Consider the following 24,441-nt stretch of genomic DNA (forward strand, 5'->3'; position numbering starts at 1 on the left):
GCGCCGCCGCCATCCGCGATGTGCCGGCAGGCGGACGAGGCGCCCGCCCGCACGCCTGCTCACGGAGCGGGCTTCACCCGCACCATCGTGTCCAGCAGGTGCTCCAGCGCCTTGTCCGGGTCGTCACACAGGCCCGCGTGCACGGGGCCCGTCTGGAGCATCGTGCTCCGGGGGGCCACCAGCCAGTGCCAGCGCTCCTTCTGCGGCAGCCGGCCAATGGGCCCTGCGTCCTTGCCGCCCACGCACACGCGGCGGAAGCTCTCCAGGTGGCCGCTGAGCAGCTCCACGTCCGCGTCCGGCGACAGCGCCTTCAGCCGCGCCACGTCCAGCTCCACGCGCGCACCCAGGTAGCGGTGCTGCACGCAGAAGAGGACGACGCCCACGTTGATGAACTCCTCGCGCTCCACGCGGGGCACCAGCCGGATGATGGCGTAGTCAAACGAGCTGGGCGTGGGCACGCGTCGCCTCCTCGATGAACCCCGGCGCCGCTTCCAGCCTGCGCAGCAGCCACGTCACGTACGCCGCGCGGTGCTCCGCCGTGGACGCGAACGCGGGCTCCTGGCCCAGCCACGCCTCCGGAATGGCCCCCACGATGCGCTCCACCACCTCCCGGGTGACGCGCTCGCGCAGCAGGTCCCCGGCCTCCGCCAGCCCGTGCGCCCACGGCAGCAGCACGTGGTCCTTGATGGGCGCGAAGCGCGTCTGGCTGCGCTCCTCCCAGCCGTCCCAGGAGTGGTGGAAGTACATCGCCGCCCCGTGGTCGATGAGCCAGAGGTTGCGGTGCCACACCAGGAGGTTGGGGTTCTTCGGCGTGCGGTCCACGTTCGTCACGAACGCGTCGAACGCCACGATGGCGGACGCCACCTGCGTCTCCGGCACCGGCACCGCCAGCGGGTCGAACGTCACCGAGCGCGGCAGGTAGTCCAGCGCCAGGTTCAACCCCGCGCTCGACTTGAGCAGCTCGCGGATTTCACTGTCCGGCTCGTTGCGCCCCAGCGACACGTCCAGCTCCACGAACACCAGCTCCGGCACCCGCAGGCCCAGCACGCGCGCCAGCTCCCCCGCCAACAGCTCCGCGATGAGCGCCTTGGCCCCCTGACCCGCCCCACGGAACTTCACGACATAGAGCCCCGCGTCGTTCGCCTCCACGATGGCGGGCAGCGAGCCCCCCTCGCGCAAGGGCGTCACGTAGCGCGTGGCGGTGACCGTCCTGAGCATCCCTCGTCCTCGACAGTTCCCGGGCACTCCGGGGGTGGCGGCTGTACCACGGCCCTGCCCGACGGGGGAAACACCCTGCACCTGACGGAGCTTCCCCCGGGCGTGCCGTCAATTCAGTTGCGCGCAATTCAATTGGACACTACATATTCTCCATGTCGACGGATGACCTCCTCCGGTTGGACCTGCAGCTGTGCTTCCCGCTCTACGCGGCGTCGCGCGCGATGGTGCAGGCCTACACGCCGCTCTTGGCGAAGCTGGGGCTCACCTATCCGCAGTACCTGGTGATGCTGGTGCTGTGGGAGACGGATGGCGTCACGGTGAAGGAGCTGGGGGAGAAGCTGTACCTGGACTCGGGGACGCTCACGCCGCTGCTCAAGCGGCTGGAGACGCAGGGGTTCGTGCGTCGCGAGCGCTCCACCGAGGACGCGCGGTCGGTGACGGTGTCTCTCACCGCGCAGGGCAAGGGGCTGCGCCGCAAGGCCGCGGCCATCCCGGAGGCCATCGTCTGTCGCACGGGTCTGACGCTGGAGGAGCTCTCCCGGCTGCGCCGGGACATCCAGCGGCTGTTCGAGAAGGTTTCCTCACGCAGTGCTTGAGCCACACGCGGTTTCCAACCACGACGTCACGAAGGAGCAACACCATGGCCCCGGTCCAGATCTCGCCGCTCTACACCACCACCGCCGTCACCCACGGCGGCCGCAACGGCAAGCTGCTCCTGGAGAACAGCCCGCTGAACGGCCTGGAGCTGGCCATGCCGAAGCAGCTGGGCGGCTCCGGCAAGGAGACGGCCACCAACCCCGAGCAGCTCTTCGCCGCGGGCTACTCCTCCTGCTTCGAGAGCGCGCTGCGCCTGGTCGCGGGCAAGGCCGGCAAGAAGCTGGATGAGAAGGCCGGCGTGAAGGCCAACGTCACCATCGGCAAGACGCCGGACGGCGGCTTCGGCCTGGCGGTGGAGCTCACGGGCATCCTCCCCGGCGTCCCCCGCGAGGAGGCGCGGCAGCTGATGGAGGCGGCCCACCAGGTGTGCCCGTACTCCAACGCCACGCGCGGCAACATCGAGGTGAAGCTCTCCGTCGCGGAGTAGTCCTTCACCGTCACGGCCCCGGGCTCTCCCTCGCGGGAGGGCCCGGCAGCAGCGCCAGCAGGTTGTTCTGGATGTTCTGGCAGATGGTGTCGAGCGGCAGGTCGTTGTCGTCCGTGCCGAAGGGGTCTTCAATCTCGACGCCAATCTCCTCGATGCCGAAGAAGACGTATGCCACGACGAAGGTCGCGGCCACTGTCACCCAGCCGAAGGTGTCCACCAGCGCGAAGGGCAGGGTGAAGCAGTAGAGGATGAGCGCGCGGCGCAGGTGCACCATGTACGCGAAGGGCATGGGCGTGCGGTGGATGCGCTCACAACCCCCCAGGTAGTCGATGAGCAGCTGGACGTTCTGGTCCAGCTGCATCTGGACGTACTCCGGATACAGCCCCTTCCTGCGGCCCTCGTCCAGCACGGCGGTCATGCGGCGCGCCACGGCGAGCGGCACGTGCTGGGCCTTGAGGACCTGGGCCACCTCTCCCTGGGGCAGGGCGTCGGAGTGGGGCCCCACGTGCCGCTGCTGGCCGCGCAGCCACGCGGCGGCGGCGAAGGGGAACGCGGCCGTCCAGCGCACCAGCGGGGCGTACAGCGGCGTCTGGACGAGGAAGACCTCCGAGGCGCGGGCCAGGTTGCGCGTCTCGTTGACGATGCCTCCCCACAGCTTGCGGCCCTCCCAGAAGCGGTCATAGGAGGCGTTGGTGCGGAACACGAGCAGGAGGCTCAGCGAGATGCCCGCCAGCGTGTGCACCGTCGGGGGCACGCCCACGTTGCGCACGTGCAGTGAGAAGCCCACCACGGCCGCGGACCAGACGACGCACATCAGCACGCGACCGACGATCTCCTTCACCATCGAACCGCGCAGGTAGTGGAAGTAGCTCCACCAGCGATGCGGGTCATACTCAACCATGTGGGGTCCATCCTCCGGGTCGGGGGGCGCGCATGCTAACCGCACCGCGACGCGTCGCGAGCAGTGCTTTGCGAGATTGCGGATGCCTGACGTTTGGGGTGATGGCCGGGCGTCGGGGGCATCGGCTATGGAGGAGGACGGTCCGCTCATTCTCCTCATGGAGGCGTCCCATGCGCCGTCACCTCACGCCCCTGCTGATGTTCCTCGCCGCCACCGCGGGCGGTTGCAGCTTCATGCGTACGGACGTGCTCCTGGACACGCTCAACACCCCGGACGCGTCGCCGCCCAAGGACCTGCCGGCCCGGGTGCCGGCGGTGGAGCGCGTGGCGGGGCTGACGCGCGCGCAGCTGACGGACTCCTACGTGGACCCGGCGCGCGCGGGCGCGTGGATGGAGGCGCTGGGCGCGGCTCCGGAGGCCGTGCTGGACATGACGGCGTGCCTCGTCCAGCACGCGGGCAACGACACGGCGTCCTGCTATGAGAACGCCGAGCGCACGGGCTACGTGGACCGGACGGTGAAGGCGTCGGCGTGGGGCGTGCCGCCGCCGGTGCAGTCCTTCTCCGTGGCCGCGCCGCCCGCGGAGGAGGTGGACGCGGAGCGCTTCCTCGCCAACGCCCTGGGCATTGGCCCGTCGCTGGCGGCGCTGCAGCAGTCGCTGGAGGTGCCGCTGACGCGCGAGGTGCTCGCGCAGGGCATCCAGCGGGGCGCGGCGTCCGCGGCCGCGTACGTGCGGGCGCGCTCGTGGCGCCGGGACCTGCAGCGGCCCAGCAACGCGGTGGTGCTGAGCGGCGGCGGGGCCAACGGCGCGTTCAGCGCGGGGGCCATCTGGCGGCTGCTGGGCATCCTGGAGCAGTGCCGGGGCAAGCCCGCGCCGGAGGGGTGCGGGGACGCGAGAATCGACCTGGCGGCGGGCACGAGCACGGGCGCGCTCATCAGCACCCTGGTGGACCTGTTCCACACGCCGGGCCAGGAGGCGAACGCGCGCAAGCAGCTGCTGGGCAACTACACGTGCACGGTGGAGTCGGACCTGTACTGCGTGAACTCCACGTGGCTGTGGAACCTGGCGGAGGAGACGCGGGGGCTGGTGCGCTTCGACGGCATCTACTCGAAGCTGGACCAGTTCATCCAGCCGGCGATGTTGCACAACGGCACGGAGCTGGTGTCGGTGTCGGTGGACTTCCAGACGGGCGACGTGTTCAGCGTGAGCGACCAGGACCCGGCGGACTTCAAGGCGGGCGCGACGGACAAGCTGCGCAAGGGCGGGATGACGAACGCCATCGTGGCGTCCATCGCGGAGCCGGTGCTGTCCAACCCGGTGGGCGTGCTGCCGTCCGCGGGGGGCGACCGCACGGGGACGTACTACGACGGCGGGGTGCGCTCGGGGCTGCCGCTGCTGCAGGCGGTGCAGCGCGGGGCGGAGCGCGTGCTGGTGATTTCGACGGGGGGGATGAACCCGTCGCCGTCGGCGGATCCAAACAACGCGATGAGCGTGCTGATGCGCACCATTGACTTGTTCGTGGCGCAGCCGCGCGTGGGCGAGGTGCAGCAGGCGGAGCTGCTCGCGGTGACGCGGCGGCTGGGCGAGTACAACGTCTGCACGCTGCGCGGCGCGACCGAGGAGTTCTGCCGCCGCAAGGGCCCGGGCTTCCAGCCGCCCACGCTGGGGGCGGGGCAGGCGGTGTGGATGGGCTCGGCGCGCTTCGACCAGGTGGCGACCAGCTGGCGCAGCGCGTGGATGTTCAAGCCGGAGACGGGGCTGGCGACGGCGGGCGGCTACTCGTTCAACCCGGAGGTGATGCAGCCGCTCTTCGTGGCGGGCGTGGAGTCCCTGCAGAAGCGCTGCACGGAGGTGCTGTCCCTGTTCGGCATCCAGGGCACGCTGGCGGCGCGGGAGTGCGCGCGCCCGCTGGTGGAGGTGGCGGACGAGGCGCGCGAGTCGCTCCCGTCCGTGGCGCAGTGCCGCGCGGACAAGCCGGCGCGGCGCACGTGTGACTGACGCTACTTCCCGCCGTCGATGACCCACCTGCCCCAGCCGGCGAGCGCGGTGCTGTCCTCGGCCACGCGCTTGCCCTTCGGCGGGGCGCGGAAGACGGCGTCGGAGAGCGGGGTGAAGCGGGCCTCGTCCGCGAGCCCCTGGAGCGCGGCGCCCCACGGCTCCGCGGCATAGTAGGTGACCTGCACGCGGCGCTCGGCGCCCTCGCCCGCGGGCGATTCAACGACGACGGCGGGGACGGGGTGCTGGGCGACGGTGAAGGTCTCGCGGCGCGACGGCGCGGTGCCGGCGGTGACGGGGGGCCACTGCTGCGGCTGGCCGACGGCCTCGCTGACCGCGTGGAGCAAGGCCTCTTCCAGGGGCATGGCATCCGCGTCGTGGAAGTCCGAGCACGGCGCGTCGCCGCTGGGGCCGGTGGACTCCTTGCGCAGGACGAAGCCGCGCTCGGCGCCCAGGCAGACGCGGCGCACGGAGGACGTGCCGGAGAGGTCCTGCCGCACGTCGTACCAGGTGCCCGGGCCCCACGCGTAATCGAGCACGGGCACGGTGCCCGCGCCGTCGGTGCCCTGGCGGAAGGACACGAGCGTCAGCTGCTGGCTGCCGCTGGCGCCGAAGCCGGAGAGCGTGGTGCTGGCGTCGAGCAGGCCGTGGGTGAGGTACAGCGGTCCGGGCTCGGCGGCGTAGAGGCGGTTCTGGAGGGGGCCGTCGCTGGGGCGGCGGTCGTCCAGGAAGCGGCGCGCGTCCCAGGCACGGCCGGCGGCGGTGGTCTGCTCGGTGGAGCGCTGGCCGCGGTGTTCCTCCTTCCACGGCTGGGTCTCCTCCAGGCGCATGGGCAGCACGCGGGGCTGGGAGAGGCGCGGGTGGGCCAGGGGCCTGCCCTGGTCATCCGTGAAGGTGACGGTGAGCCATGCCCAGGGCGCCTGGACGGCGACGACCTCCAGCGCGACATGGCCGGCCACGCCCACGCCGGCCTCCGAGCCCGGGCGGGCCCGGTGGGCGGAGAAGGCGTACTCCACGCGGTCGCCCACGCGGGCGCGCTGCCACGGAGAAGGCGTGGCGGAGGCTTCTTCGGGAGTGGGGGCCCCGGCATCCGGCACGGAGGCCTGGGTGGGGACGGAGGCGTCAGGCTGTTCGGTGGTGGCGGTGGTGCCGTCGGCGGGGGAGACGGCACGGGGCTTCATGCTCTCGCAGCCGGTGCTCAGCAGGAGCGCGGAGCACAGCAGGAAGGGAGCGCGGAAGAGGGGGCGTCGCATGCGACCGCTAGATACACGGAGCCTCGCGCGGATCCGCGCGGACGGTGGGGCCTTGTGCGGGCTCAACGTGTGCTGGTCGACAAGAGGGGCGAACGGCTATCCGACGGTGATCTCCCGGTAGACCACGTCACTGGGGCCCAGCCGGTTCACGGTGTCGACGAAGCGTTCGGAGACGACGATGCGGGTGGTGCCTTCCACGCCGAAGAGGTCCAGGTCCGGGGGGAGCGATTCACCGTGCAGCCAGCGCTCCGGTGGGAGCGAGAAGCCGTGGCGCCCGCAGTACTCGCAGGTGGGCACCCGGTCCCTGTCCTGGATGCATGCGGGATGCAGTTTCGCCAGGGGGCGCGCTTCCAGTTCGTACTGCGGAAGCTCCTTCGTGCGGCGGTTCCGCAGCTCCGCCCGGACCGGGATGATGCCTTTCAGTCCTGCGTCTCGAAGCGCTGCGAGCGTGTCCTCTCGCACGAGCACTTCCCACGAAGGCATCGCGGTGATGGGGCCGAATTTGCCCATCGCCGTGCCCACGAGGGGACCGAAGCTACAGCCCGGTTCGAGGGGGAGCTCCTGGGGCACGAAGGGACGCACTAGGGCCGCGCGTCGTGCGTACTCCTCTCGGGCTTGAGGCCAGCCACTCGTCAGCGAGTCGTTCTCTGGCAGGTTGGACAGGTCCACCGACGCATAGGCCAACATGCCGCCCCAAGGCGTGCAGCGAGGACAATCCATTCCTGGCAGGCACCACTTGCGCGTGGCCCGGTAGGACCCGCTCCAATGGACGTTGTCCAGATCCCGCGGTGTGGATACTTCGAAGTAGCGCACCCGTCAGTCCTCCACCGGAATGGGCGCGAGCTCTACCTGCTGCCAATAGGTCATGGTCAAGCCAAAGAGACCGTACTTCTGGATCATCAGGGCTGCGTAGTCGAAATGCATCTCCCGGGTTCCTGTTCGCCCCTGGCCCTCATTGAAGGTTTGCCAGTCCTGGTTCCAGGGGCCGCCAGCGACTCCCCGGTGGATGCGCTTGTGCAGCTCCGCATCGATGGCGATCACGTACTGGTGGATGTCGATGCCCTTGTTGACGAAGTGCTTCTTGAACGCCTGCGGGAAGATGTGGTGCCGCTCCTTGGGCCGCTTCGCCCACTCCTCCAGGGCCTTCTGGCGCTTCACCTCGCTGGGCAGCTTCTCGCGCGGGTACCAGCGGAACACCATGACGGGCGTCGCATCGCCCGGCAGGCCCTGAGCACTGCCCCACGTCCGCTGCGGCCCGCTGCCCGGAGCCACGAACACCGGCGGCGCGAGCGCAGCCCGGGTGCGCACCACGCGGCCCGGCTCCAGGTCCTCGCACCGGAACAGCGCACAGGCCCCATCCACGCACAGGGGCGCGAGGCACTGGTCCTCGTCCCCGTCCTCGCACTCATGCCCTGTCTCCGCCTCCGCCCAGAAGACCTCCGGCGAGAACGCCGGCGCGGAGGGAGTCGACGCACAGCTCCAGAGCAGCCCCACCCACAGCCAACACAGTCCGCGCATGCATCTCCCGGGAAGAGCGGCCCGCCAAGCATGCCAGGATTCGCAACCCCCACCCGGAGTGGAACCCCATCCCCCGGCGCTGCTAGACCACTCCCACGTCCACACCGCACCCGGAGCCCCGCGCATGCCCTCGCCCCTGTCCATCCGCCGTGTCGTTCTCTACAAGCACGGCGTCGGCTACTTCGAGCGCCGGGGAAAGGTGACCGGCAGCGAGACCGCGCACCTGGACTTCAAGGCGCGCGACATGAACGACGTCCTCAAGTCCATGACCGTGCTGGACCTGAACGGCGGCTCCGTGTCCGCCGTGAGCTACGACTCCACCAAGCCCCTGGAGCAGCTCCTCTCCGAAGCCACCATCCGCATCCCCGAACACGGCAGCCTCACCGCGCTGCTCGGCCAGGTGAAGGGTGCCCGCGTGCGCGCCCGCGTCGGCGGCGCTCAAGTCGAGGGCGCCATCGTCGGCCTCGAGTCCCTGCCCGTCGTGCAGGGCGAAGCCAGCGTCGTGCGCCCCTTCCTCACGCTGCTCGTCGGCGCGTCGCTGCGCACCTTCGACGTGCTGGAATTGGGCGAGCTGGAGTTCCTCGACGAGGCCGTGCGCAAGGACCTGGAGTTCTACCTGGCCACCGTCATGTCCTCGTACAAGAAGGACTCCAAGCGGCTGTCCATCCTCACCGCCGGAGAGGGCTCGCGCGAGCTGTTCGTCAGCTACGTGCTGGAGTCCCCCGTGTGGAAGACCAGCTACCGCATCCTCCTGGACGAGGGGAAACCGCCCCTCCTCCAGGGCTGGGCCCTGGTGGACAACACCGGCGACGAGGACTGGGTGGACGTGGAGCTGTCCCTCATCGCCGGCCTGCCCGTGTCCTTCGTCCACGACCTCTACAACCCCCGCTACCTGCGCCGCCCCATCGTGGAGGTGCGCTCGGAGACTGGCGTCGCGCCCGTCATCCCCCAGGAGGCCCACGAGAGCGCCTTCGAGCCCTCCATGGACATGGACGCGGAGGAAGAGGCCTTCGGCAGCCAGGGCGCCGCCCCCGCGGCCAGCATCATGCCCGTCATGGCCGCGCCCCCTCCGGCCCCCCGGCGGGCCAAGGGCGGCCCGATGATTGGCGGCGGCGGACGCGACATGCGCGCGATGCTGGAGCAGAGCACCTCCGTGACGACGCTGACGAAGGAGGTGGGCGACCTCTTCGAGTACGGCGTGGATCGCCCCGTCACCGTGCACCGCAACCAGAGCGCGCTCGTGCCCATCCTGCACCGCCCCTTCGAGGGCCGCCGCGTGCTGCTCTACAACCGCTCCACGCGCGAGAAGAACCCGATGGCCTGCATCGAGTTCAAGAACACCACCGGCCTCACGCTGGAGGGCGGCCCCGTCACCATCACCGAGGACGAGACCTACGTGGGCGAGGCGATGCTCGACACCCTCAAGCCCGACGACGTGCGCTTCGTCCCTTATGCCGTGGAGCTGTCCTGCACCGTGTCCGTGGAGGAGGACCTGGAGGACGGCCCGGTGTTCCGCGCGCGGCTCGGCCGGGGCACGCTCATCGTGGAGTTCTTCCACCAGCGCCGCACCAGGGTCCTCGCGCGCAACAAGGCGAAGCGCCCCCAGGTGCTCTACGTGGAGCACCCGCGCACCGGCTGGGAGCTGAAGGACACGGCCGCCCCCGCGGAGACCACGGACGGCTTCTGGCGCTTCAAGCGCGAGCTGGCCCCGGGCACCTCCGACACGCTCGTCGTCACCGAGCGCACCAGGGGACAGCGCCAGTACTACCTGGGCAACGTGGGGCTGGAGGAGGTGACGTTCTTCCTCGACTCGCGCTTCATCGACCCGCGCGTGGCCCAGGCCCTGCGCGACGTGGTGGCCATGCGCGAGAAGCTGTCGCAGGTCACCCGCGACGTGCAGCGGCTGGACGAGGAGCGCACCCAGCTCTTCCGGGACCAGGAGCGGATCCGCTCCAACATCGACTCGCTCAAGAGCGGCGCGTCCCAGCGCGAGCTGGTGGAGCGCTTCGTCACCAAGCTCAACGCGCAGGAGGACCGGCTGGAGAGCATCGGCCGGGAGCTGGAGCGACTCGAAGAGGAGCGCACCCGTCTGCAGACGGAAGCGAACCAGCGCATCGAGTCGCTCTCCTACGAAGCGGACCTGTAGCTACTTCGCGTCCGCGCGGAACACCTCGCGGCCCGCGACCACCGTCAGCCGGACCTGCCCGGTGAGCAGGTCCGCCGGGGGCGCGTCCACCGGATCCACGGACAGCGCCACGAAGTCCGCGTCCTGGCCCGGCTTCAGCCGGCCGCGCTGTCCTTCCGCGAAGGACGCGTAGGCCGCGCCCACCGTGAAGCCCTCCAGCGCCTCCTCGCCGCTCAGACGCTGGTCCGGCTGCCACCCGCCCGGCGGCTGGCCGCTGGCGTCCTGCCGCGTGCGCGCCGCGTACAGCCCCGCGAGCACGTCCGGCCGCTCCACCGGGAAGTCGCTGCCCAGCGCCAGCACCGCGCCCGCGCCCTTCAGCTTCTGCCACGCATAGGCGCCCTGGATGCGCTCCGGGCCCACGCGCTTCTCCGCCCAGGGCATGTCGCTGGTGGCGTGCGTGGGCTGCACGCTCGCCACGAAGCCGTTCGCGCCCAGCCGGGTGATGTCCTCGGCCGTCATGATCTGCGCGTGCTCCACGCGGTGGCGCGCGTCCTTCTTCCCGGTGGCCGCCAGCTCGCGCAGCAGCGTGTCCAGGAGCAGCGTGTTGGCGCGGTCGCCAATCGCATGCGTCGCCACCTGGAAGCCGCGGCCCACGAAGGCGTGCACGCGCGCGGCGTACTCCTCCGGGGACAGGAGCAGCAGGCCGCGGTGGCCGGGCTCGTCGCTGTAGGCCGCGCCCAGCGCCGCGCCCCGGCTGCCCAGCGCGCCGTCCAGGGTGAGCTTCACCGCGCGCATCGTCAGGAGCTTCCCCTGGAAGGGGCCGTCCTTGAGGTACTGCACGCGGTCGTCCGTCTGGCCATCCGCCATGGCGTAGACGCGCAGGGGCAGGGTGCCCGCCTTGTCCCACGCCTGGAACAGCCGGAAGGTGCGCAGGTCCATGCCCGCGTCGTGCACGCCGGTGAGGCCCACGCGCGCGCAGTGCTCCAGCGCGGCGCGCATGCGCGCCTCGTGCTGCTCAGGGGTGGGCGGGGGCAGCACCTTCAGCGCCAGGTCCATGGCGTTGTCGATGAGCACGCCGCTGGGGTCACCCTCCGGCAGGCGCACGATGCTGCCGCCCTCCGGGTCCTTCGTGTCGCGGGTGATGTTCGCGCGCTTGAGCGCCGCGCCGTTGAGCCACAGCGCGTGCCCGTCGATGCGCCACAGCGCCACGGGCGTGTCCTTCAGGTGCTCGCCCATGTCGAAGAGGTTGGGGAAGCGCGGCGTGTCCCAGTCGTTCTGGTCCCAGCCCTGACCCACCAGCCAGTCGCCCTGGTACGCGGTGGACGGGGCCTTCTCCAGCCGCTGGCGGATCTCCGTAATCGAAGTCGTCCCCTCCAGCCGCACGCCCGCGAGCGCCTGGCCCAGCCCCGCCAGGTGCCCGTGCGAATCCGTGAGGCCGGGCACCACCGTCGCGTCGCCCAGCTCCACCACGCGCGCGGTGGTGCCCGCGGCGGCGAGCACCTCCTCGCGCGTGCCCACGGCCAGCACCTTGCCGTCGCGCACGGCGAGTGCCTGGGCCTCCGGCTTCGCGGCATCCAGCGTGCGGATGCGTTTGGCCACGTACACCGTGGGCGCGTCCTCGACCGCCTGCTCCGCGGGCGTTCCCTCCGGCACGCGCCGTGAACAGCCCGAAGCGCCCACCCACAGGACCAGCGCCCCCAGCATCCAACCGAGACGTCCTCGCATCATCCGCGCACCTGTCATGACTGTTCGCCCGGGAAGCCGTCCCGGGACATCGCGCGCGGCACTCTGACGCACGCCCCGCGCGACGGCCAGTCTTGTGCGCCTGTCCGCCGAGCCAGCCCGGCGGCTACCGCGCCACGCGCAGCGTGTATGTGTAATCCACGGGCGCGCCGAAGGGCGCCAGGGCCCGCACGTTCACCACGTGCTCGCCCGGGGCCAGCTGGAGCATCAGCCACCAGCCGTCCGTTACGCCGCGCTGCTCGCCCCCCACGAGGCACGGGTCGGGAATCTTCCCCACGAGGCTGGGGTCCGCGTCGAAGGTGAACAGGCCGCTGGTGTGGCGGTGGTGGCGGGTGTCCACGCGCCGGCCGTCCACGGTGACCACCAGGTCCTGCGTGCCATTGTTGAAGTCGAGGGCGCCCTGGCGCAGGAAGTCCTCCAGCGTCTGGCCCGGCGCCGGTTCGAAGGACGGGTCGGGGCACGGATAGTCATTGATGATGACCCACAGCGGCACCAGCACGGGCCGGTTCCGGGGGACGCGGCAGGTGCGCTGGTACGTGGTGCCCAGGTCGTAGGTGGGGACGAAGTAGACGGGGCCGTCCTGGTCCTCGTCGCAGTCCTGCTCCAGCTGGAGCATGGGGCTGCGGTCCGCCGGCACGCGGAAGTGCCAGCGGTACCACTCCTTCGCCCACGCGGTGATGGGGCGGCCGTAGACGCGCGCTCCCGGAGGAAGCACCACCGCGCCCGGTGTCCGCGCGTCCAGCGCTTCCTCGGAGGCGGCGGGCGCTGGCTCCGCTTCGTCCGCGATGGGCTCCGGCGCGCAGCCCATGAGCCATCCCGTGAGCACCGCCACCGCGATGATGCTTCGCTGCATGTGTGGACCCTCCTGTCTCAAGAGGGCTCCAACCTACGGGCGCGCGGGCGTCTGGGATTGTACGTGCTTGCGCGGTCCACGCCCCGCGTACGCCGCGGCCCGGTACTCTCCGGGCGTCACGCCAATCGTGCGGCCGAAGTGCTTGATGAGGTGGCTCTGGTCCGTGAAGCCCGCCGCGAGCGCCACCTCCGCCATGGGCAGCGGCCCCGCCAGCAGCTCCTGCGCCAGCCGCAGCCGCAGGGCCCGCTGGAACACCTGCGGCGTCTGGCCGAACTGACGGTGGAACGCGCGCACCAGGTGCCACGGGCTGAGCCCCGCCACGCGCGCGAGCGCCTCCAGCGACAGGTTGCGCGTGGGATGGGCCTCCAGCAGCTCCCGCGCCCGCTTCACGCCTCGCGCGCACGCGGCCGCCCGCCGCCGGTACGGCAGCCCCGAGTGCCGGCGCAGCAGCGCCACCAGCAAGCCCAGCAGCCGCTCCTCGCGCTCCAGCCGGGAGACGGCGCCGTCCTTCAGCGCGTCGAAGGTGACGGTGAAGCGCTCCAGCAGCGCCGCGTCCTGGAGCATGGGCGACGCGAAGCCGGGCAGGGTGCCCGCAGGCGCTCCCGTCTCCTCCGCCGCGCGGATGAGCAGCGCGGGCGGGACGTAGAGGATGCGGTAGGCCCACCCGATGCTGGAGTCGGCGGCGCGGCCCTCGTGCATCTCCCCCGTCGACACGGCGAGGAGGCTGCCCACCGAGGCCACCACGCGCTGCCCCTGCAGGTGCATCGACTGCGCGCCCGCGTCGTAGGCGACCAGGGAGAAGACGTCATGCGAGTGCTTCGGAAAGGTCCACCGGGTGTAGGCCGCCCGGTGCAGCTCCAGGCCGGGCACCTCCGGAGCCACCCAGAAGCCGCCCCCGGACCCTTCTCCGCGCCCCTCTGGCGAAGGGCCCGGCCCGTCCTGCTTCGTGCGTCGCATCCCTGCACCCCCTGTGAAGCGGCGCCCCCGTCCAGGGGAGGGAGCGCATGGCGGGCGCGAGCATAGGGACACGCGGCCCCGGAGGGCGTATGGAACGGCGGGTGAGCACCGTTACCCCTCGCGGCATCTGTTTCGACCTGGACGGCACGCTGGTGGACTCGCTGCCGGACATCATCGACAGCTTCCTCCACGGCTTCACGCACCATGGCCTGCCCGTGCCCTCCGTCGCGGAGGTGCGGGCGCTCATCGGCCAGCCGCTGGAGGACATGTACACGCGCTTCGCGCCCGAGCACGCCGCCACGCTCTGCGTCGCCTACCGCGAGCACTACCCGCTGAACTTCCACCGGCGCTCCCGGCCCTTCCCCGGCGTGGAGCGCGTGCTGCGCACCCTGCGCGAGCGGGGCTACCTGCTCGCCGTCGCCACCACCAAGCGCGGCGACATGGCGCGGCGCTTCGTGGACGCGATGGGCCTGGGCGGCCTGCTGCACCACGTGCAGGGCACGGACGGCTTCCCGCACAAGCCCGCGCCGGACGTCATCCACCACGCCCTGAAGGCGCTGGGCACCGGCGGCCTGTGGATGGTGGGGGACACCACGCTGGACCTGCGCGCCGGCCAGGCCGCGGGGCTCAAGACCTACGCCGTGACGTGGGGCACGCACGCGCAGGACGAGCTGGCCACCGCCGCGCCGGACGAGCTCCAGCCCGACCTGGAGCGGCTGCTGCACCACCTGCCGCCGCTCGTCTGAAACGAACGGCGCTCAGTGCTGCGTGCGCGGCTGGAGCGCCTGCACCTGCCGCACCTGCTGCCGGCTGTTGAGCGGCAGGGCCGGCAGCGTGAGTTGATCCAACTCGCGCGGGCCGATGAGCTGCACCACGTCCTTGCGGAAGAACAGGTCCAGCGTCCAGCCCATGGCCACGCGCACCTTCGTCTCCAGCTTCGGCAGCTTGAACAGGTAGATGGTGCGCCAGAGCACCCACGCGAAGGTGCCGGAGAACTTCAGCCCCAGGATGCGTGCCACGCCCGCGCGCTGGCCAATCGCCGCCAGCTGTCCCAGCATCTTGTAGCGGAACGCCTTGCCCGGCTGGCCCTTCAGCGCCGCGCACACGTTGCGCGCCGCCACCAGCCCCTGGCGCATCGCGTGCTGCGCGGTGGGCGGACAGGGCTTGCCGCCGTTGGTGAGGTCCGGCACCGACGCGCAGTCGCCCAGCGCCCATACGCCCGGGAAGCCGGGCACCTCCATGCGCGCGTTCACCTTGAGCCGGCCGCGCTCCTTCTCGCACGGCAGCGTCGACAGCAGGGACGGCGGCGTGACGCCCGCGGTCCACACCACTGTCTTGGTGGGCACCACCGTGCCGTCCGGCAGCTCCACGCCGGCTTCCGTCACGTCCTTCACGTGGATGCCGGTGCGCACCTCCACGCCGTGCTCGATGAGCTTCTTGCGCGCGTACGCGCCCAGCTCCTCGCCCAATTCCGGCAGCACCTCCCTGCCGCCGTGCACCAGCATCACGCGCACGTTGGCGTGCTGGATGTTCGGGTAGAAGGGCAGGGCGCCGTGGATGAAGTCGTTGATGGCGCCCGCCGTCTCCACGCCCGCGAAGCCTCCGCCCACCACCACGAAGGTGACGATGGCGTCGCGCTTGCCCGCCGTCACGCAGTCCGCGTCCGCCTCCTCCAGCCGGTCGATGAGGCAGTTGCGCAGGAGCATCGCGTCGCCCAGCGTCTTCATGGTCAGCGTGTAGTCACGCGGGCCCGGCTTGCCGAAGAAGTTCGTCTCCGAGCCCATGGCCAGCACCACGTAGTCGAACGACACCGTGTGGCTGTGGCCATCCAGCCCGCCGTGGGCCACCGTGACCTTCTTCGCCTCCAGGTCCAGCGCGCTGACGTCGCCCTCCACGAACGTCAGGTGCGGCAGCAGCTTGCGCAGCGAGATGACGATGGCGGTGGCGTTCAGGTCGCTCGCCGCCACCTCATGGAGCATGGGCGTGAAGAGGAAGAAGTTGTCGCGGCTGACGAGCGTCACCTCCACGTCGTCCCGCTTCCCCAACCGCCGCTCCAGGTGCAGCGCCGCGTACATGCCCGCGAAGCCGCCCCCCAGGATGAGCACCCGCTTGCGCGGCGGCACCTCCACGCAGAGCCCTTCCGACTTCTCATGCGCCCCCATGCCCGCCTCCTCATGACGCGAAGAACACCACCCCCCAATGTCGGGGCGCTCCTTCGCGTCCGCACCTCCGGCCAGCGGGCCCCCGTCCTCCCGCCTGCCGGGAGGCCCGGGGCTTATGGGTGGTTCGGGTGCATCCGGTGCCGCCACGTCGTGCGCTGGGACGTGTAGCGCGGGTTCTCGAAGAGCTTGATGAGCACCATGCCCGCCACGAACCCGCCGATGTGCGCCCACACGGCGACGCCGCCGGACACCTCCGGCCGCAGCGTCATCAGCTGCGGCAGGCCGGTGATGACCTGGAGCACGAACCACCACACCAGCACGGCCCACGCGGGGATGGGGAAGACGCGGATGATGATGAAGATGATGAACAGCATGTTCACCCGCACGCGCGGGTAGAGCACCAGGTACGCGCCCAGCACGCCCGCGATGGCGCCCGACGCGCCCACCGTGGGCACCGGCGACGTGGGGTCCACCGCCACGTGCGCCGCCGCCGCCACCAGCCCGCACAGGAGGTAGAACACGAGGAAGCGCAAGCGCCCCATGCTGTCCTCGATGTTGTTGCCGAAGACCCAGAAGAACAGCACGTTGCCCAGCAGGTGCCCCCAGCTGCCGTGCAGGAACATGGACGTGAGCGGCGTGAGGCGGTTGATGGCCTCGTTGTCCACGACGCACGCCATCCCGTCGCCCAGCGGCACCGCCTGCCCCAGCGGCGCGCGGCCGGAGAGCTCCCCGGGCACCAGCCCCAGCTCGCAGATGCTGGTGGCCAGCGCCACCACGTTGAAGCCCGCGCCCTGGAAGAACACCCAGGTGAGCCCCAGGGCCGCGAGCAGGAGGTACGTCATCACCGGGGTGCGCAGGGTCGGGTTGTCGTCGCTGATGGGAATCATGTCCGCCCGCCAGCATGGCCCCGCCCCCCGCGCCGCGGACGGCTTCGTCGGGGCGGATGTGCGGCGCCGGACGCATCACCGGGATTCGGCGGGGCTCCTACCAAATGAAGGTTGCCTGCTGGAGGTAACCCCGTCTCGCACCGGCCCGGACTTGGCTTCCGGGCCCACACCGCGCGATGTTCCGCAACCGTCTTCCCTTACATGGAGTCCGGAGCAATGAACCCCTCGAAATCGTCCCGCGCCTCGGCGCTGCTCGTGGTGTCCGTCCTCGCCCTCGCCTTCAGCGGCTGTGCCGCGCGCCGGCAACAGGCGTACCTGGAGGACAAGGCCATGGGGCACGTCTACCGCAAGCCCATCGCGGAGGTGTGGCCGGCGGCCATCGCCCTCCTCCAGCAGAAGGGCTACTCGCTGATGAAGGGCCAGCAGGGCTTCGAGGCGACGACGGAGTGGCTCATGACCAGCGCCCCGTCCTCCCTGGGCACCGCGTACGCGCGCTACTACGTGCGCGGCACCGAGCGCGGCCCCGGCCAGTGCTCCGTGGAGATCCGCCGCCAGGACCGCTCCGAGTCCCGCGCCGCCGACAGCACCGACGGGCGCGCCAATGATCAGCGGGAGGCCGTGAACGGCGCCGGCGCCTCCCAGATGCGGCGCGACTCCGAGCTGGAGTGGGAGCTGCTCCAGAAGGTGGACCCCGACGCCGCCTCCGCCCTCCAGGCCGAGGCGAAGAAGGTCGAGTAGCCCCGCCCGCCGTGAAGAGGGGCTGCCGCCCGCGCGAAGGGAGCTTCAGTCGCGCAGCGGCAGCTCCACGGTGAGGCCGTCGTGGGCCACCTCCACCGGCCCCTTGAACGCCTCGCGCGCCTGCGTGAGCAGCCGCCCGGGGTCGGTGTCGTGGCGGCTGGACAGGTGGGTGAGGATGAGCCGCTTCGCGCCCGCCTCCTTCGCCACCTGGCCCGCCTCCCGCGCGGTGGAGTGCCGCGTCTCCAGCGCGCGCGCCTGCTCGTCGTCGGAGAAGGTGGACTCGTGCACCAGCAGGTCCGCGTCCTTCGCCGCCTGCACCAGCGCGGAGCACGGCCGCGTGTCGCCGGAAATCACCAGCCGCCGCCCGGCCCGCGACTCGCCCAGCACGTCCTCCGGCTTCACCACGCGCCCGTCCGGCAGCGTGATGGACTCGCCCTTCTGCAGCTTCCCGAAGGACGGGCCCTCCGGCACGCCCAGCTCCCGCGCCTTCTCCAGGTGGAAGCGCCCCGGGCGCCCGTCCTCCGCCAGCACGTAGCCCAGCGCGTGGATGCGGTGGTCCACGCCCACCGCCTGCACGGAGTAGCCGTTGCGGCGCACCACGTCCCCGTCCTTCAGCTCGTGGATCTCCACCGGGAAGGCCGTTGACTCCAGCCCCAGGTGCACGGCCTGGTGCAGCAGCCGCCGCGCCGGGGGCGGCCCGTACAGGTGCATGGGCGCGGTGCGGCCCATCATCCCCAGCGTGCGCAAAAAGCCGATGATCCCCAGGTAGTGGTCCGCGTGGAAGTGCGTGAAGAACGCCACGTCCACGGTGAAGCCCGTGCCGAAGCGCACCATCTGCCGCTGGCTGCCCTCGCCACAGTCGAACAGGAGCAGGTCCGCGTCCGCCTTCACCGCCAGGCCGGACAGGCCGCGATGCAGGGTGGGCTGCGCGGCGGAGGTGCCGAGGAAGGTGAGCCTCAGTAGGGACATGCCGGCGCTTCCCACGACGAGAGTGGCCTCCTCGCACGCGCGGAGTCCTTCCTGCGCGCGCGCGTTCCCGGGGCATTTACCAGGGTGCGAGGGGGCGTGCTATGCAGCCGGCCCTTTCGGACCCCACCCCATGCCTGATTCCCTGACGGTCGGCCCCACGGCCGACCCCCGCCGCGTGCGTGCCCAGGACGGCCGCCTCCTCTCCGTGCCTGATGGCTGGGCCCTGCTTCCCCCCGGCGACGCCGGCCTCACCCGCCGCGTGAAGGCCGCCGGCCCCTCCTGGACCGTGGTGGAGAAGGTGGGCCGCAAGCTCTTCTCCCGGGGCGTATGGGCGCCGGAGGCCCACATCGTCCACGCCAGGGCGGCCCTGGAGGACGAGCGCGCCACCCCCGCCTACGCGAAGAAGCTGGCCCAGGGCCGCGAGCGCCGCGCCAAGGAGCAGGCCGAGTACGAGGTCGACTTCGCCAACGCCGTCCTGCGCTTCCTCGCCTTCAGCCCCGCGTGGCTCCCCCACGCCAAGCGCCTGGCCGTGCTCGTCGCGGGCCACGCCACCCCCGTGGGCAGCGGCACCGTGGCCCGCACGGAGCGCATCCCCATTGAACGGCGCGCGGAGGCCGCCGTCATCGCCTGGATGCGCCACCAGACCACCGGCTACGACCACATGCGCATCGAGCGCGTGAAGGGCGCCCGCCGCGAGGTGCGCCGCGAGCTGGCGGAAGTCTCCCGCGCCATCCTGGACCTGCACCGCCGGGACGCCCCCCACGCACCCCCCGCGTGTCCGCTCTGCTCCGCCCTCCTGCGCCCCCCGCCGACACGCCCCTCGGATTCCTGACCCGGCGTTCAGCAACGACTGTTTTATTTCTGACCGGCGGGTTAGGAATGGCCCGCCATGCCCCGTCACGCCGACCCCAAAGCCCGCAGCGCGCTCATCGCGTCCGCGCGGGCGGAGTTCGCGAAGAGGGGCGTGAAGGGCGCGCGCATCAGTGACATCACCGCCGCCAGCGGCCTGTCCAAGGGCGCCTTCTACCTGCACTTCCCCTCGAAGGAGGCCCTCTTCGGGGCGCTGGTGAAGGGCTTCCTGGAGGAGCTGGAGCGGCTGGCCACGGAGCGCATGGCGCGCATGGAGCGCTTCCGCGAGGAGTCCGGCATGCCGGGCCCCGGCGACGTCGCCGCGCGCTCGGAGCGCTACCGCGCCTTCCTGCGCCTGGAGGCCGCGCTCGACGTGGAGATGCTGGAGCTCATGTGGGACCAGCGTGAGCTCGTCACGGCGCTCATCGTGGGCAGCCAGGGCACCGCCTTCGAGTCCGTCATGTGGGACGTGGTGGACCGCGAGGTGGAGCGCATCGCGGGGGAGTTCCACCACCTGCGCGGCCAGCAGCCGGACACCCCGGACGTGGACCCCAGCCTCTTCGGCTCGTTCGTCGTGGGCACGTACCTGCTGCTGGCCCGGCGCATGGGCCGGCTGACGCAGAAGCCGGACCTGGCCGCCTGGGCCGTGGGCCTCCAGCGCCTCATGCACGAAGGCTCGCTGCCCCGCGAGCCCGTGCCCCCGGTTGCCGCCGCCTACGCGCGGCCCTCTTCCCCGCCTTCCACGCGCCGGCGCCACGCCCGCGCGGCCAACCCGCACCGTCCGCCAAGGAAACGCCCGTGAAACCGTCCACGAAGCCCTCCGCCTCCCGTGCCCTCGCCGCCATGGGCGTGGCCGCCGCGCTCGCGCTCACCGGCTGCGACAAGGCGGACGCGTCCGCGCCGCCCGCCGCCGCGGCGGCCCCTGGCCAGGACAAGCCCGCGCCGGCCGTGAAGGTCGTCTCCGCGCGCGGCGTGCAGGCCTCCCAGTCCGAGGAGGTCACGGGCACGCTGTACCCCGCCCAGGGCCTCCAGGTCGGCTTCGAGGTGGGCGGCCGGCTGGAGGCGGTGCGCGTCCAGAAGGGGCAGGCGGTGAAGAAGGGCGACACGCTCGCCCAGCTCAACTCCGAAATCGTGGACGCGCAGGTGGCCGGCGCGGAGGCCGCCGTCGCCGCCGCGGAGGCCGCCGCCTCCATGGCGAAGGACGCCGCCGAGCGCACCGAGCAGCTCAACGCGGGCGGAGGCGTCAGCGCCCAGCAGCACAAGAGCGCCGTCGCCGCCGCCGCGCAGGCGCAGGCCCAGGTGATGGCCGCCAGGGCGCAGCTCGCCCAGGCCCGCGCGGCGCGCCGCCGGCACGACCTGAAGGCGCCCTTCGCGGGCACCCTGATTGAGTCCCCGGACCAGACGGGCGCCACGGTGGGGCCGGGCTCGCCCCTCTTCACGCTGGAGCAGCTGGACACGCTCATCTTCCGCACCACCGTGGCGGAAGGCGCGCGCGCGCTGCTCAAGCCGGGCGTGAAGGTGCGCGTGGCGGCGCTGGGCCACGGCGCGTCCACGGACGAGGCCGTGGTGCGCACCATCCTTCCCTCCGCGGACCCCACCACCCGCCGCATCCCGGTGGAGATCGCCGTGCCCAACGCGGACGGCCGCTTCGTGGCCCACACCCTGGCGCGCGCGATGCTGAAGCTGGGCGAGACGCAGGACGCGCAGCTCCTGCCCACGACGGCGCTGTCCTCCTCCAACGGGGACCACGTCCTCGTCGTCAGCGACGGCGCCCTCCAGCGCGTGGACGTGCAGGTGCTGGAGCGCCGCGACCGCGAGGTGGTGGTGCGCGCCGCGGCCGTCCTCCAGCAGGTGGTGGACTTCCCCACGCCCTCCCTGTCCCCCGGCACCCGCGTCTCCGTGAAGTAGCCGCAAGGCCGCCCCTCTTGGCAGTGGCCGCCCCCGGGCGGTCGCCGCGTGCGTGAGCTCTTCCCATGATTCTCAGTGACGTCTCCATCCGACGGCCGGTGTTCACGGCCATGCTGTCCCTGCTGCTCATCGTGCTGGGGGTGATGGGCCTCAAGCGCCTGGGCACCGACCTCTACCCGGACGTCAGCTTCCCCGTGGTGGTGGTCAACACCCTCTACAAGGGCGCGGGCCCGGGCGAAATCGAGACCCAGGTCATCAAGCCCCTGGAGGACGCCGTCGCCGGCATCAGCGGCGTGGACAAGATCCACTCCTTCAGCCGTGAGAACGTGGGCACCGTGGTGGTGTCCTTCACGCTGGGCACCGCCCTGGACACCGCCGTCCAGGACGTGCGCGACAAGGTGGGCCAGGCCGTCAACAAGCTGCCCACGGACGCGGACGCGCCCATCGTCAGCCGCGTGGACCTGTCCGCCGCGCCCATCCTCACCTACGCGGTGTCCGCGGACATGACGTCCCAGACGCTGCGCAAGCTCCTGGATGACCGCATCAAGCCCGCGCTCGCGCAGCTGGCGGGCGTGGCGGAGGTGCGCATCACCGGCGGCGACACGCGGGAGATTCAAGTCGACATCGACCTGGACAAGGCCCGCGCGGTGGGCATCACGCCGTCCCAGGTGGCCCAGCGCATCGGCACGGAGAACCTCAACCTGCCCGCGGGCCGCCTCCAGCTGGGGCCCAACGAGCTGACCGTGCGCGCCATGGGCGAGTTCACCAGCGTGGACGACCTGCGCCAGCTGCCCATCGCGCGCAGCGGCACCGGCGCCCAGGTGCGCCTGGAGGAGATCGCCACCGTCACGGACGGCGTCGCCGAGCGCCGCACCACCGCGCGCCTCAACGCCCGCGACGCCGTGGTGCTCGAAATCGTGAAGCAGCCGGGCTCCAACACCGTGAGCGTCAGCGACGCGGTGAAGAAGACGCTCGCGGACATGACGCCGGTGGTGGGGCAGGGCTTCCAGGCCACGCTCCTCATCGACCAGTCGGACCTCATCCGCGCCAACACCCACGAGGTGTGGATCGCCCTCATCTTCGGCGGCCTGATGGCGGTCCTCATCATCCTGATGTTCCTCCTGGACCCGCGCGGCACGTTCATCTCCGCGCTGGCGCTGCCCACGTCCGTCATCGGCACGTTCTTCGTGATGTACGTGCTGGGCTACTCGCTCAACCAGATGACGCTCCTGTCGCTGTCCCTGGCCATCGGTCTGCTCATCGACGACGCGGTGGTGGTGCGCGAGGCCATCACCCACCGGCTGGAGCAGGGCGAGGACCCCGTGAGCGCCGCGTCCAACGGCACGCGGGACGTGGGCCTGGCGGTGCTCGCCACCACGCTGTCCCTGGTGGCGGTGTTCATCCCCGTGGCCTTCATGCCCGGCATCGTGGGCCAGTTCTTCAAGCAGTTCGGCATCACCATCTCCGTGGCGGTGCTCATCTCGCTGTTCATCTCCTTCACCCTGGACCCCATGCTGTCCGCGCGCTTCGCCAAGGCGCGCAAGCCGGGCGAGGTGCACCACGAGCCCGCCGTGTTCCGCGCGCTGCGCCGCTTCCTGGAGGCCACGGAGAACACGTACGCGCGCATCCTGGGCTGGGTGCTGCGCCACAAGTGGACCACCGCGGGCCTCACCCTGCTGGCGCTCGTGCTGTCCTTCGGCGCCGCCAGCCGCCTGGGCGTGGAGTTCATGAGCGCGGAGGACCGCTCGCAGCTCATCGTCGAATTGCAGCTGCCGGACTCCTCCAACCTCGCGCAGACCACGGAGCGCGCCGCGGAAGCGGAGGTGCTCCTCAAGAAGATTCCGGAAATCACAGACATCTACACCACCGTCGGTCCCAACGGAGACGTCTACAAGGCGCGCATGCGCGTGCTCACGGTGGGCAAGGACCAGCGCACCAAGAGCATCGGCACCCTCAAGGAGGAGGCCCGCGCGCTCCTGGTCCCCAACCTGGTCTCCACCGCCATCACCCTGTCGGACCCGCCGGCCATCGAAGGCCTGGGGGACTGGTACCCCATCATGGTCCGCGTGGTGGGCCCGGACCTGAAGCGCATCAACGAGGAGGCCGAGCGCGTCGCCGGCATCCTGCGCACGCTGGGCACCTCCGACGTGCGCGTGGACTCCAACCCGGCCAAGCCGGAGCTCCAGGTTCAAATCGACCGCGCGCGCGCCGCGGACATGGACCTGTCCGCCGGGGCGCTGGCCATGCAGCTGCGGCTCGCCATTGACGGTGACGTGACGGCCAAGCTGCGCGAGGGCACGGACGAGACGGACATCCGCGTGCGCCTGCGCGAGCAGGACCGCGCCACGCCGGAGCGCGTGCGCCAGCTGATGGTGGCCACGCCCAGGGGCCTGCACCAGGTGACGGACGTGGCGGAGGTGTCGCTCAAGAACGGCCCCAGCGTCATCGAGCACGAGAACCGCGAGCGCCAGGTGGCCGTCGTGTCCCAGCTGGCCAAGGGCGCCGCGCTGGGTGACGTGGCCACGAAGCTCAAGGCCGCCATCGCGGCGAAGCCCCTGCCGCCCGGCTACGCCATCGTCTACGACGGCCAGATGAAGAGCCTGGATGAGCAGAACGACGCGTTCGGCATCGCGTTCCTGCTGGCCTTCGTCTTCATCTACATGGTGCTCGCCAGCCAGTTCGAGTCCTTCAAGCACCCCTTCACCATCATGGTGTCGCTGCCGCTGGCGCTCGTGGGCGCGCTCCTGGGACTCGTCGTCACGAACTACCACCTCAGCATGGGCGCGATGATTGGCGTCATCCTGCTGATGGGCCTCGTCACGAAGAACGCCATCCTCCTCATCGACGGCGCGCTCCACCACCTGCGCGAGGGCGACTCCGTGGACGAGGCCCTGCTCAAGGCCGGCCCCCGCCGCCTGCGCCCCATCCTCATGACGAGCGCGGCCATGGCCATTGGCATGGTGCCCACCGCCGTGGGCACGGGCACCGGCTCCGAGTTCCGCGCCCCCATGGCCATCTCCGTCATCGGCGGCGTCATCACCTCCACCTTCCTCACGCTGCTGGTGGTGCCGGTGGTGTTCGCGGCCATGGAGAAGCTGTCCTTCCGCAAGAAGCAGCCCCGCGCGGAAGGGACGCTCCCGGCGCCGCCCGTGGACGCGCCCGCCGCGCACGACCGCGCGGCCTGAAGCCGCAGGGCCTGAAGTGAAAGAGGGCGCGGGGGCCGTGAGCCTCCGCGCCCTTCTTCATTCCCGGCCAATCACAGGACACGGGCAAAAGACAAAG

Annotated in this window: 22 protein-coding genes; 10 read left to right on the plus strand and 12 right to left on the minus strand. The window is 71.4% G+C overall.

All coding sequences use genetic code 11. From position 1 onward, the window contains the following. Nucleotides 1-59: 59 nt before the first annotated feature. Both NR792_RS30135 and NR792_RS30140 read right to left on the minus strand, forming a co-directional pair. The gene (locus NR792_RS30135; protein WP_375756151.1) at nt 60-458 is read right to left on the minus strand and encodes a DUF3037 domain-containing protein; all 399 of its coding nucleotides are present in this window, start codon (nt 456-458) and stop codon (nt 60-62) included. Continuing rightward, a complete protein-coding gene (locus NR792_RS30140; RefSeq protein ID WP_375756152.1) occupies nt 436-1,218 on the minus strand; it encodes a HipA family kinase in 783 nt (260 codons plus the stop codon). The genes NR792_RS30135 and NR792_RS30140 overlap by 23 nt, the downstream gene beginning before the upstream one ends. Before the next feature lie 152 nt (nt 1,219-1,370). Between NR792_RS30140 and NR792_RS30145 the strand changes: the two genes are divergently transcribed. Together NR792_RS30145 and NR792_RS30150 are read left to right on the plus strand one after the other, a co-directional pair. Further along, entirely contained in the window at nt 1,371-1,814 is a 444-nt protein-coding gene (locus NR792_RS30145) for a MarR family winged helix-turn-helix transcriptional regulator (RefSeq protein ID WP_375756153.1), read from the plus strand. Nucleotides 1,815-1,858: 44 nt separating this feature from the next. Continuing rightward, nucleotides 1,859-2,302: an organic hydroperoxide resistance protein gene (locus NR792_RS30150; protein WP_375756154.1), complete on the plus strand. Its 444-nt coding sequence runs from the start codon at nt 1,859-1,861 to the stop codon at nt 2,300-2,302. A gap of 10 nt (nt 2,303-2,312) precedes the next feature. Here the strand turns inward: NR792_RS30150 and NR792_RS30155 are convergent, their stop codons facing one another. Further along, entirely contained in the window at nt 2,313-3,203 is an 891-nt protein-coding gene (locus tag NR792_RS30155; RefSeq protein ID WP_375756155.1) for a bestrophin family protein, read from the minus strand. Nucleotides 3,204-3,373: 170 nt separating this feature from the next. Here NR792_RS30155 and NR792_RS30160 point away from each other — a divergent pair, with 170 nt between their 5' ends. Continuing rightward, nucleotides 3,374-5,200: a patatin-like phospholipase family protein gene (locus NR792_RS30160; protein WP_375756156.1), complete on the plus strand. Its 1,827-nt coding sequence runs from the start codon at nt 3,374-3,376 to the stop codon at nt 5,198-5,200. 2 nt (nt 5,201-5,202) lie between these two features. Here NR792_RS30160 and NR792_RS30165 read toward each other — a convergent pair whose 3' ends face one another. The 3 genes from NR792_RS30165 to NR792_RS30175 form a co-directional block, all read right to left on the minus strand. Then, nucleotides 5,203-6,450: a DUF6068 family protein gene (locus NR792_RS30165; protein ID WP_375756157.1), complete on the minus strand. Its 1,248-nt coding sequence runs from the start codon at nt 6,448-6,450 to the stop codon at nt 5,203-5,205. 96 nt (nt 6,451-6,546) lie between these two features. Then, nucleotides 6,547-7,263, minus strand: coding sequence for a double-CXXCG motif protein (locus tag NR792_RS30170; protein ID WP_375756158.1), 717 nt, complete (start codon nt 7,261-7,263; stop codon nt 6,547-6,549). 3 nt (nt 7,264-7,266) lie between these two features. Further along, a complete protein-coding gene (locus NR792_RS30175) occupies nt 7,267-7,968 on the minus strand; it encodes a TIGR02269 family lipoprotein (protein WP_375756159.1) in 702 nt (233 codons plus the stop codon). Between the two features lie 124 nt (nt 7,969-8,092). Here NR792_RS30175 and NR792_RS30180 point away from each other — a divergent pair, with 124 nt between their 5' ends. Continuing rightward, entirely contained in the window at nt 8,093-10,114 is a 2,022-nt protein-coding gene (locus NR792_RS30180) for a hypothetical protein (protein ID WP_375756160.1), read from the plus strand. Here the strand turns inward: NR792_RS30180 and NR792_RS30185 are convergent, their stop codons facing one another. From NR792_RS30185 to NR792_RS30195, 3 genes are all read right to left on the minus strand, one after another. Further along, complete coding sequence (locus NR792_RS30185) at nt 10,115-11,818, minus strand: amidohydrolase (protein ID WP_375761718.1); 1,704 nt, start codon at nt 11,816-11,818, stop codon at nt 10,115-10,117. A gap of 124 nt (nt 11,819-11,942) precedes the next feature. After that, on the minus strand, nt 11,943-12,689 hold the full coding sequence (locus NR792_RS30190; protein ID WP_375756161.1) for a hypothetical protein: 747 nt from the start codon (nt 12,687-12,689) through the stop codon (nt 11,943-11,945). A gap of 33 nt (nt 12,690-12,722) precedes the next feature. Beyond that, nucleotides 12,723-13,646, minus strand: coding sequence for a helix-turn-helix domain-containing protein (locus tag NR792_RS30195; protein WP_375756162.1), 924 nt, complete (start codon nt 13,644-13,646; stop codon nt 12,723-12,725). 89 nt (nt 13,647-13,735) lie between these two features. On the opposite strand from NR792_RS30195, the gene NR792_RS30200 reads away from it, so the two are divergent. After that, the gene (locus NR792_RS30200; RefSeq protein WP_375756163.1) at nt 13,736-14,392 is read left to right on the plus strand and encodes an HAD family hydrolase; all 657 of its coding nucleotides are present in this window, start codon (nt 13,736-13,738) and stop codon (nt 14,390-14,392) included. Nucleotides 14,393-14,404: 12 nt separating this feature from the next. Here the strand turns inward: NR792_RS30200 and NR792_RS30205 are convergent, their stop codons facing one another. Next, on the minus strand, nt 14,405-15,808 hold the full coding sequence (locus tag NR792_RS30205) for an NAD(P)/FAD-dependent oxidoreductase (RefSeq protein ID WP_375756164.1): 1,404 nt from the start codon (nt 15,806-15,808) through the stop codon (nt 14,405-14,407). Nucleotides 15,809-15,921: 113 nt separating this feature from the next. Next, the gene (locus NR792_RS30210) at nt 15,922-16,695 is read right to left on the minus strand and encodes a rhomboid family intramembrane serine protease (protein WP_375756165.1); all 774 of its coding nucleotides are present in this window, start codon (nt 16,693-16,695) and stop codon (nt 15,922-15,924) included. A gap of 216 nt (nt 16,696-16,911) precedes the next feature. Between NR792_RS30210 and NR792_RS30215 the strand changes: the two genes are divergently transcribed. After that, complete coding sequence (locus tag NR792_RS30215) at nt 16,912-17,433, plus strand: hypothetical protein (protein ID WP_375756166.1); 522 nt, start codon at nt 16,912-16,914, stop codon at nt 17,431-17,433. 45 nt (nt 17,434-17,478) lie between these two features. Here the strand turns inward: NR792_RS30215 and rnz are convergent, their stop codons facing one another. Next, a complete protein-coding gene (gene rnz, locus NR792_RS30220; protein ID WP_375756167.1) occupies nt 17,479-18,402 on the minus strand; it encodes a ribonuclease Z in 924 nt (307 codons plus the stop codon). A 130-nt stretch (nt 18,403-18,532) separates the two neighbouring features. Here rnz and NR792_RS30225 point away from each other — a divergent pair, with 130 nt between their 5' ends. The 4 genes from NR792_RS30225 (at nt 18,533) to NR792_RS30240 (ending at nt 24,344) form a co-directional block, all read left to right on the plus strand. Further along, nucleotides 18,533-19,234 (plus strand): DUF2293 domain-containing protein, encoded by a 702-nt coding sequence (locus NR792_RS30225; RefSeq protein ID WP_375756168.1) that lies wholly within the window; start codon nt 18,533-18,535, stop codon nt 19,232-19,234. A gap of 57 nt (nt 19,235-19,291) precedes the next feature. After that, complete coding sequence (locus NR792_RS30230; protein WP_375756169.1) at nt 19,292-20,053, plus strand: TetR/AcrR family transcriptional regulator; 762 nt, start codon at nt 19,292-19,294, stop codon at nt 20,051-20,053. Beyond that, nucleotides 20,050-21,159, plus strand: a complete 1,110-nt coding sequence (locus tag NR792_RS30235) for an efflux RND transporter periplasmic adaptor subunit (RefSeq protein WP_375756170.1) — start codon at nt 20,050-20,052, stop codon at nt 21,157-21,159. Before NR792_RS30230 ends, NR792_RS30235 begins: the two co-directional genes overlap by 4 nt. Nucleotides 21,160-21,224: 65 nt before the next feature. After that, the gene (locus NR792_RS30240) at nt 21,225-24,344 is read left to right on the plus strand and encodes an efflux RND transporter permease subunit (RefSeq protein ID WP_375756171.1); all 3,120 of its coding nucleotides are present in this window, start codon (nt 21,225-21,227) and stop codon (nt 24,342-24,344) included. The last annotated feature ends 97 nt before the right edge of the window (nt 24,345-24,441 follow it).

This window comes from Corallococcus exercitus (assembly GCF_042231735.1).
Taxonomy (GTDB): Bacteria; Myxococcota; Myxococcia; order Myxococcales; family Myxococcaceae; genus Corallococcus; species Corallococcus exercitus_B.

Bases quoted from the DNA above. Each gene is read 5' to 3' on its own strand.
- NR792_RS30140 (WP_375756152.1), bottom strand. From the start codon at position 1,218: ATGCTCAGGACGGTCACCGCCACGCGCTACGTGACGCCCTTGCGCGAG.
- NR792_RS30145 (WP_375756153.1), top strand. From the start codon at position 1,371: ATGTCGACGGATGACCTCCTCCGGTTGGACCTGCAGCTGTGCTTCCCG.
- NR792_RS30150 (WP_375756154.1), top strand. From the start codon at position 1,859: ATGGCCCCGGTCCAGATCTCGCCGCTCTACACCACCACCGCCGTCACC.
- NR792_RS30155 (WP_375756155.1), bottom strand. From the start codon at position 3,203: ATGGTTGAGTATGACCCGCATCGCTGGTGGAGCTACTTCCACTACCTG.
- NR792_RS30160 (WP_375756156.1), top strand. From the start codon at position 3,374: ATGCGCCGTCACCTCACGCCCCTGCTGATGTTCCTCGCCGCCACCGCG.
- NR792_RS30165 (WP_375756157.1), bottom strand. From the start codon at position 6,450: ATGCGACGCCCCCTCTTCCGCGCTCCCTTCCTGCTGTGCTCCGCGCTC.
- NR792_RS30175 (WP_375756159.1), bottom strand. From the start codon at position 7,968: ATGCGCGGACTGTGTTGGCTGTGGGTGGGGCTGCTCTGGAGCTGTGCG.
- NR792_RS30180 (WP_375756160.1), top strand. From the start codon at position 8,093: ATGCCCTCGCCCCTGTCCATCCGCCGTGTCGTTCTCTACAAGCACGGC.
- NR792_RS30185 (WP_375761718.1), bottom strand. From the start codon at position 11,818: ATGCGAGGACGTCTCGGTTGGATGCTGGGGGCGCTGGTCCTGTGGGTG.
- NR792_RS30190 (WP_375756161.1), bottom strand. From the start codon at position 12,689: ATGCAGCGAAGCATCATCGCGGTGGCGGTGCTCACGGGATGGCTCATG.
- NR792_RS30195 (WP_375756162.1), bottom strand. From the start codon at position 13,646: ATGCGACGCACGAAGCAGGACGGGCCGGGCCCTTCGCCAGAGGGGCGC.
- NR792_RS30200 (WP_375756163.1), top strand. From the start codon at position 13,736: ATGGAACGGCGGGTGAGCACCGTTACCCCTCGCGGCATCTGTTTCGAC.
- NR792_RS30205 (WP_375756164.1), bottom strand. From the start codon at position 15,808: ATGGGGGCGCATGAGAAGTCGGAAGGGCTCTGCGTGGAGGTGCCGCCG.
- NR792_RS30210 (WP_375756165.1), bottom strand. From the start codon at position 16,695: ATGATTCCCATCAGCGACGACAACCCGACCCTGCGCACCCCGGTGATG.
- NR792_RS30215 (WP_375756166.1), top strand. From the start codon at position 16,912: ATGAACCCCTCGAAATCGTCCCGCGCCTCGGCGCTGCTCGTGGTGTCC.
- rnz (WP_375756167.1), bottom strand. From the start codon at position 18,402: ATGTCCCTACTGAGGCTCACCTTCCTCGGCACCTCCGCCGCGCAGCCC.
- NR792_RS30225 (WP_375756168.1), top strand. From the start codon at position 18,533: ATGCCTGATTCCCTGACGGTCGGCCCCACGGCCGACCCCCGCCGCGTG.
- NR792_RS30230 (WP_375756169.1), top strand. From the start codon at position 19,292: ATGCCCCGTCACGCCGACCCCAAAGCCCGCAGCGCGCTCATCGCGTCC.
- NR792_RS30240 (WP_375756171.1), top strand. From the start codon at position 21,225: ATGATTCTCAGTGACGTCTCCATCCGACGGCCGGTGTTCACGGCCATG.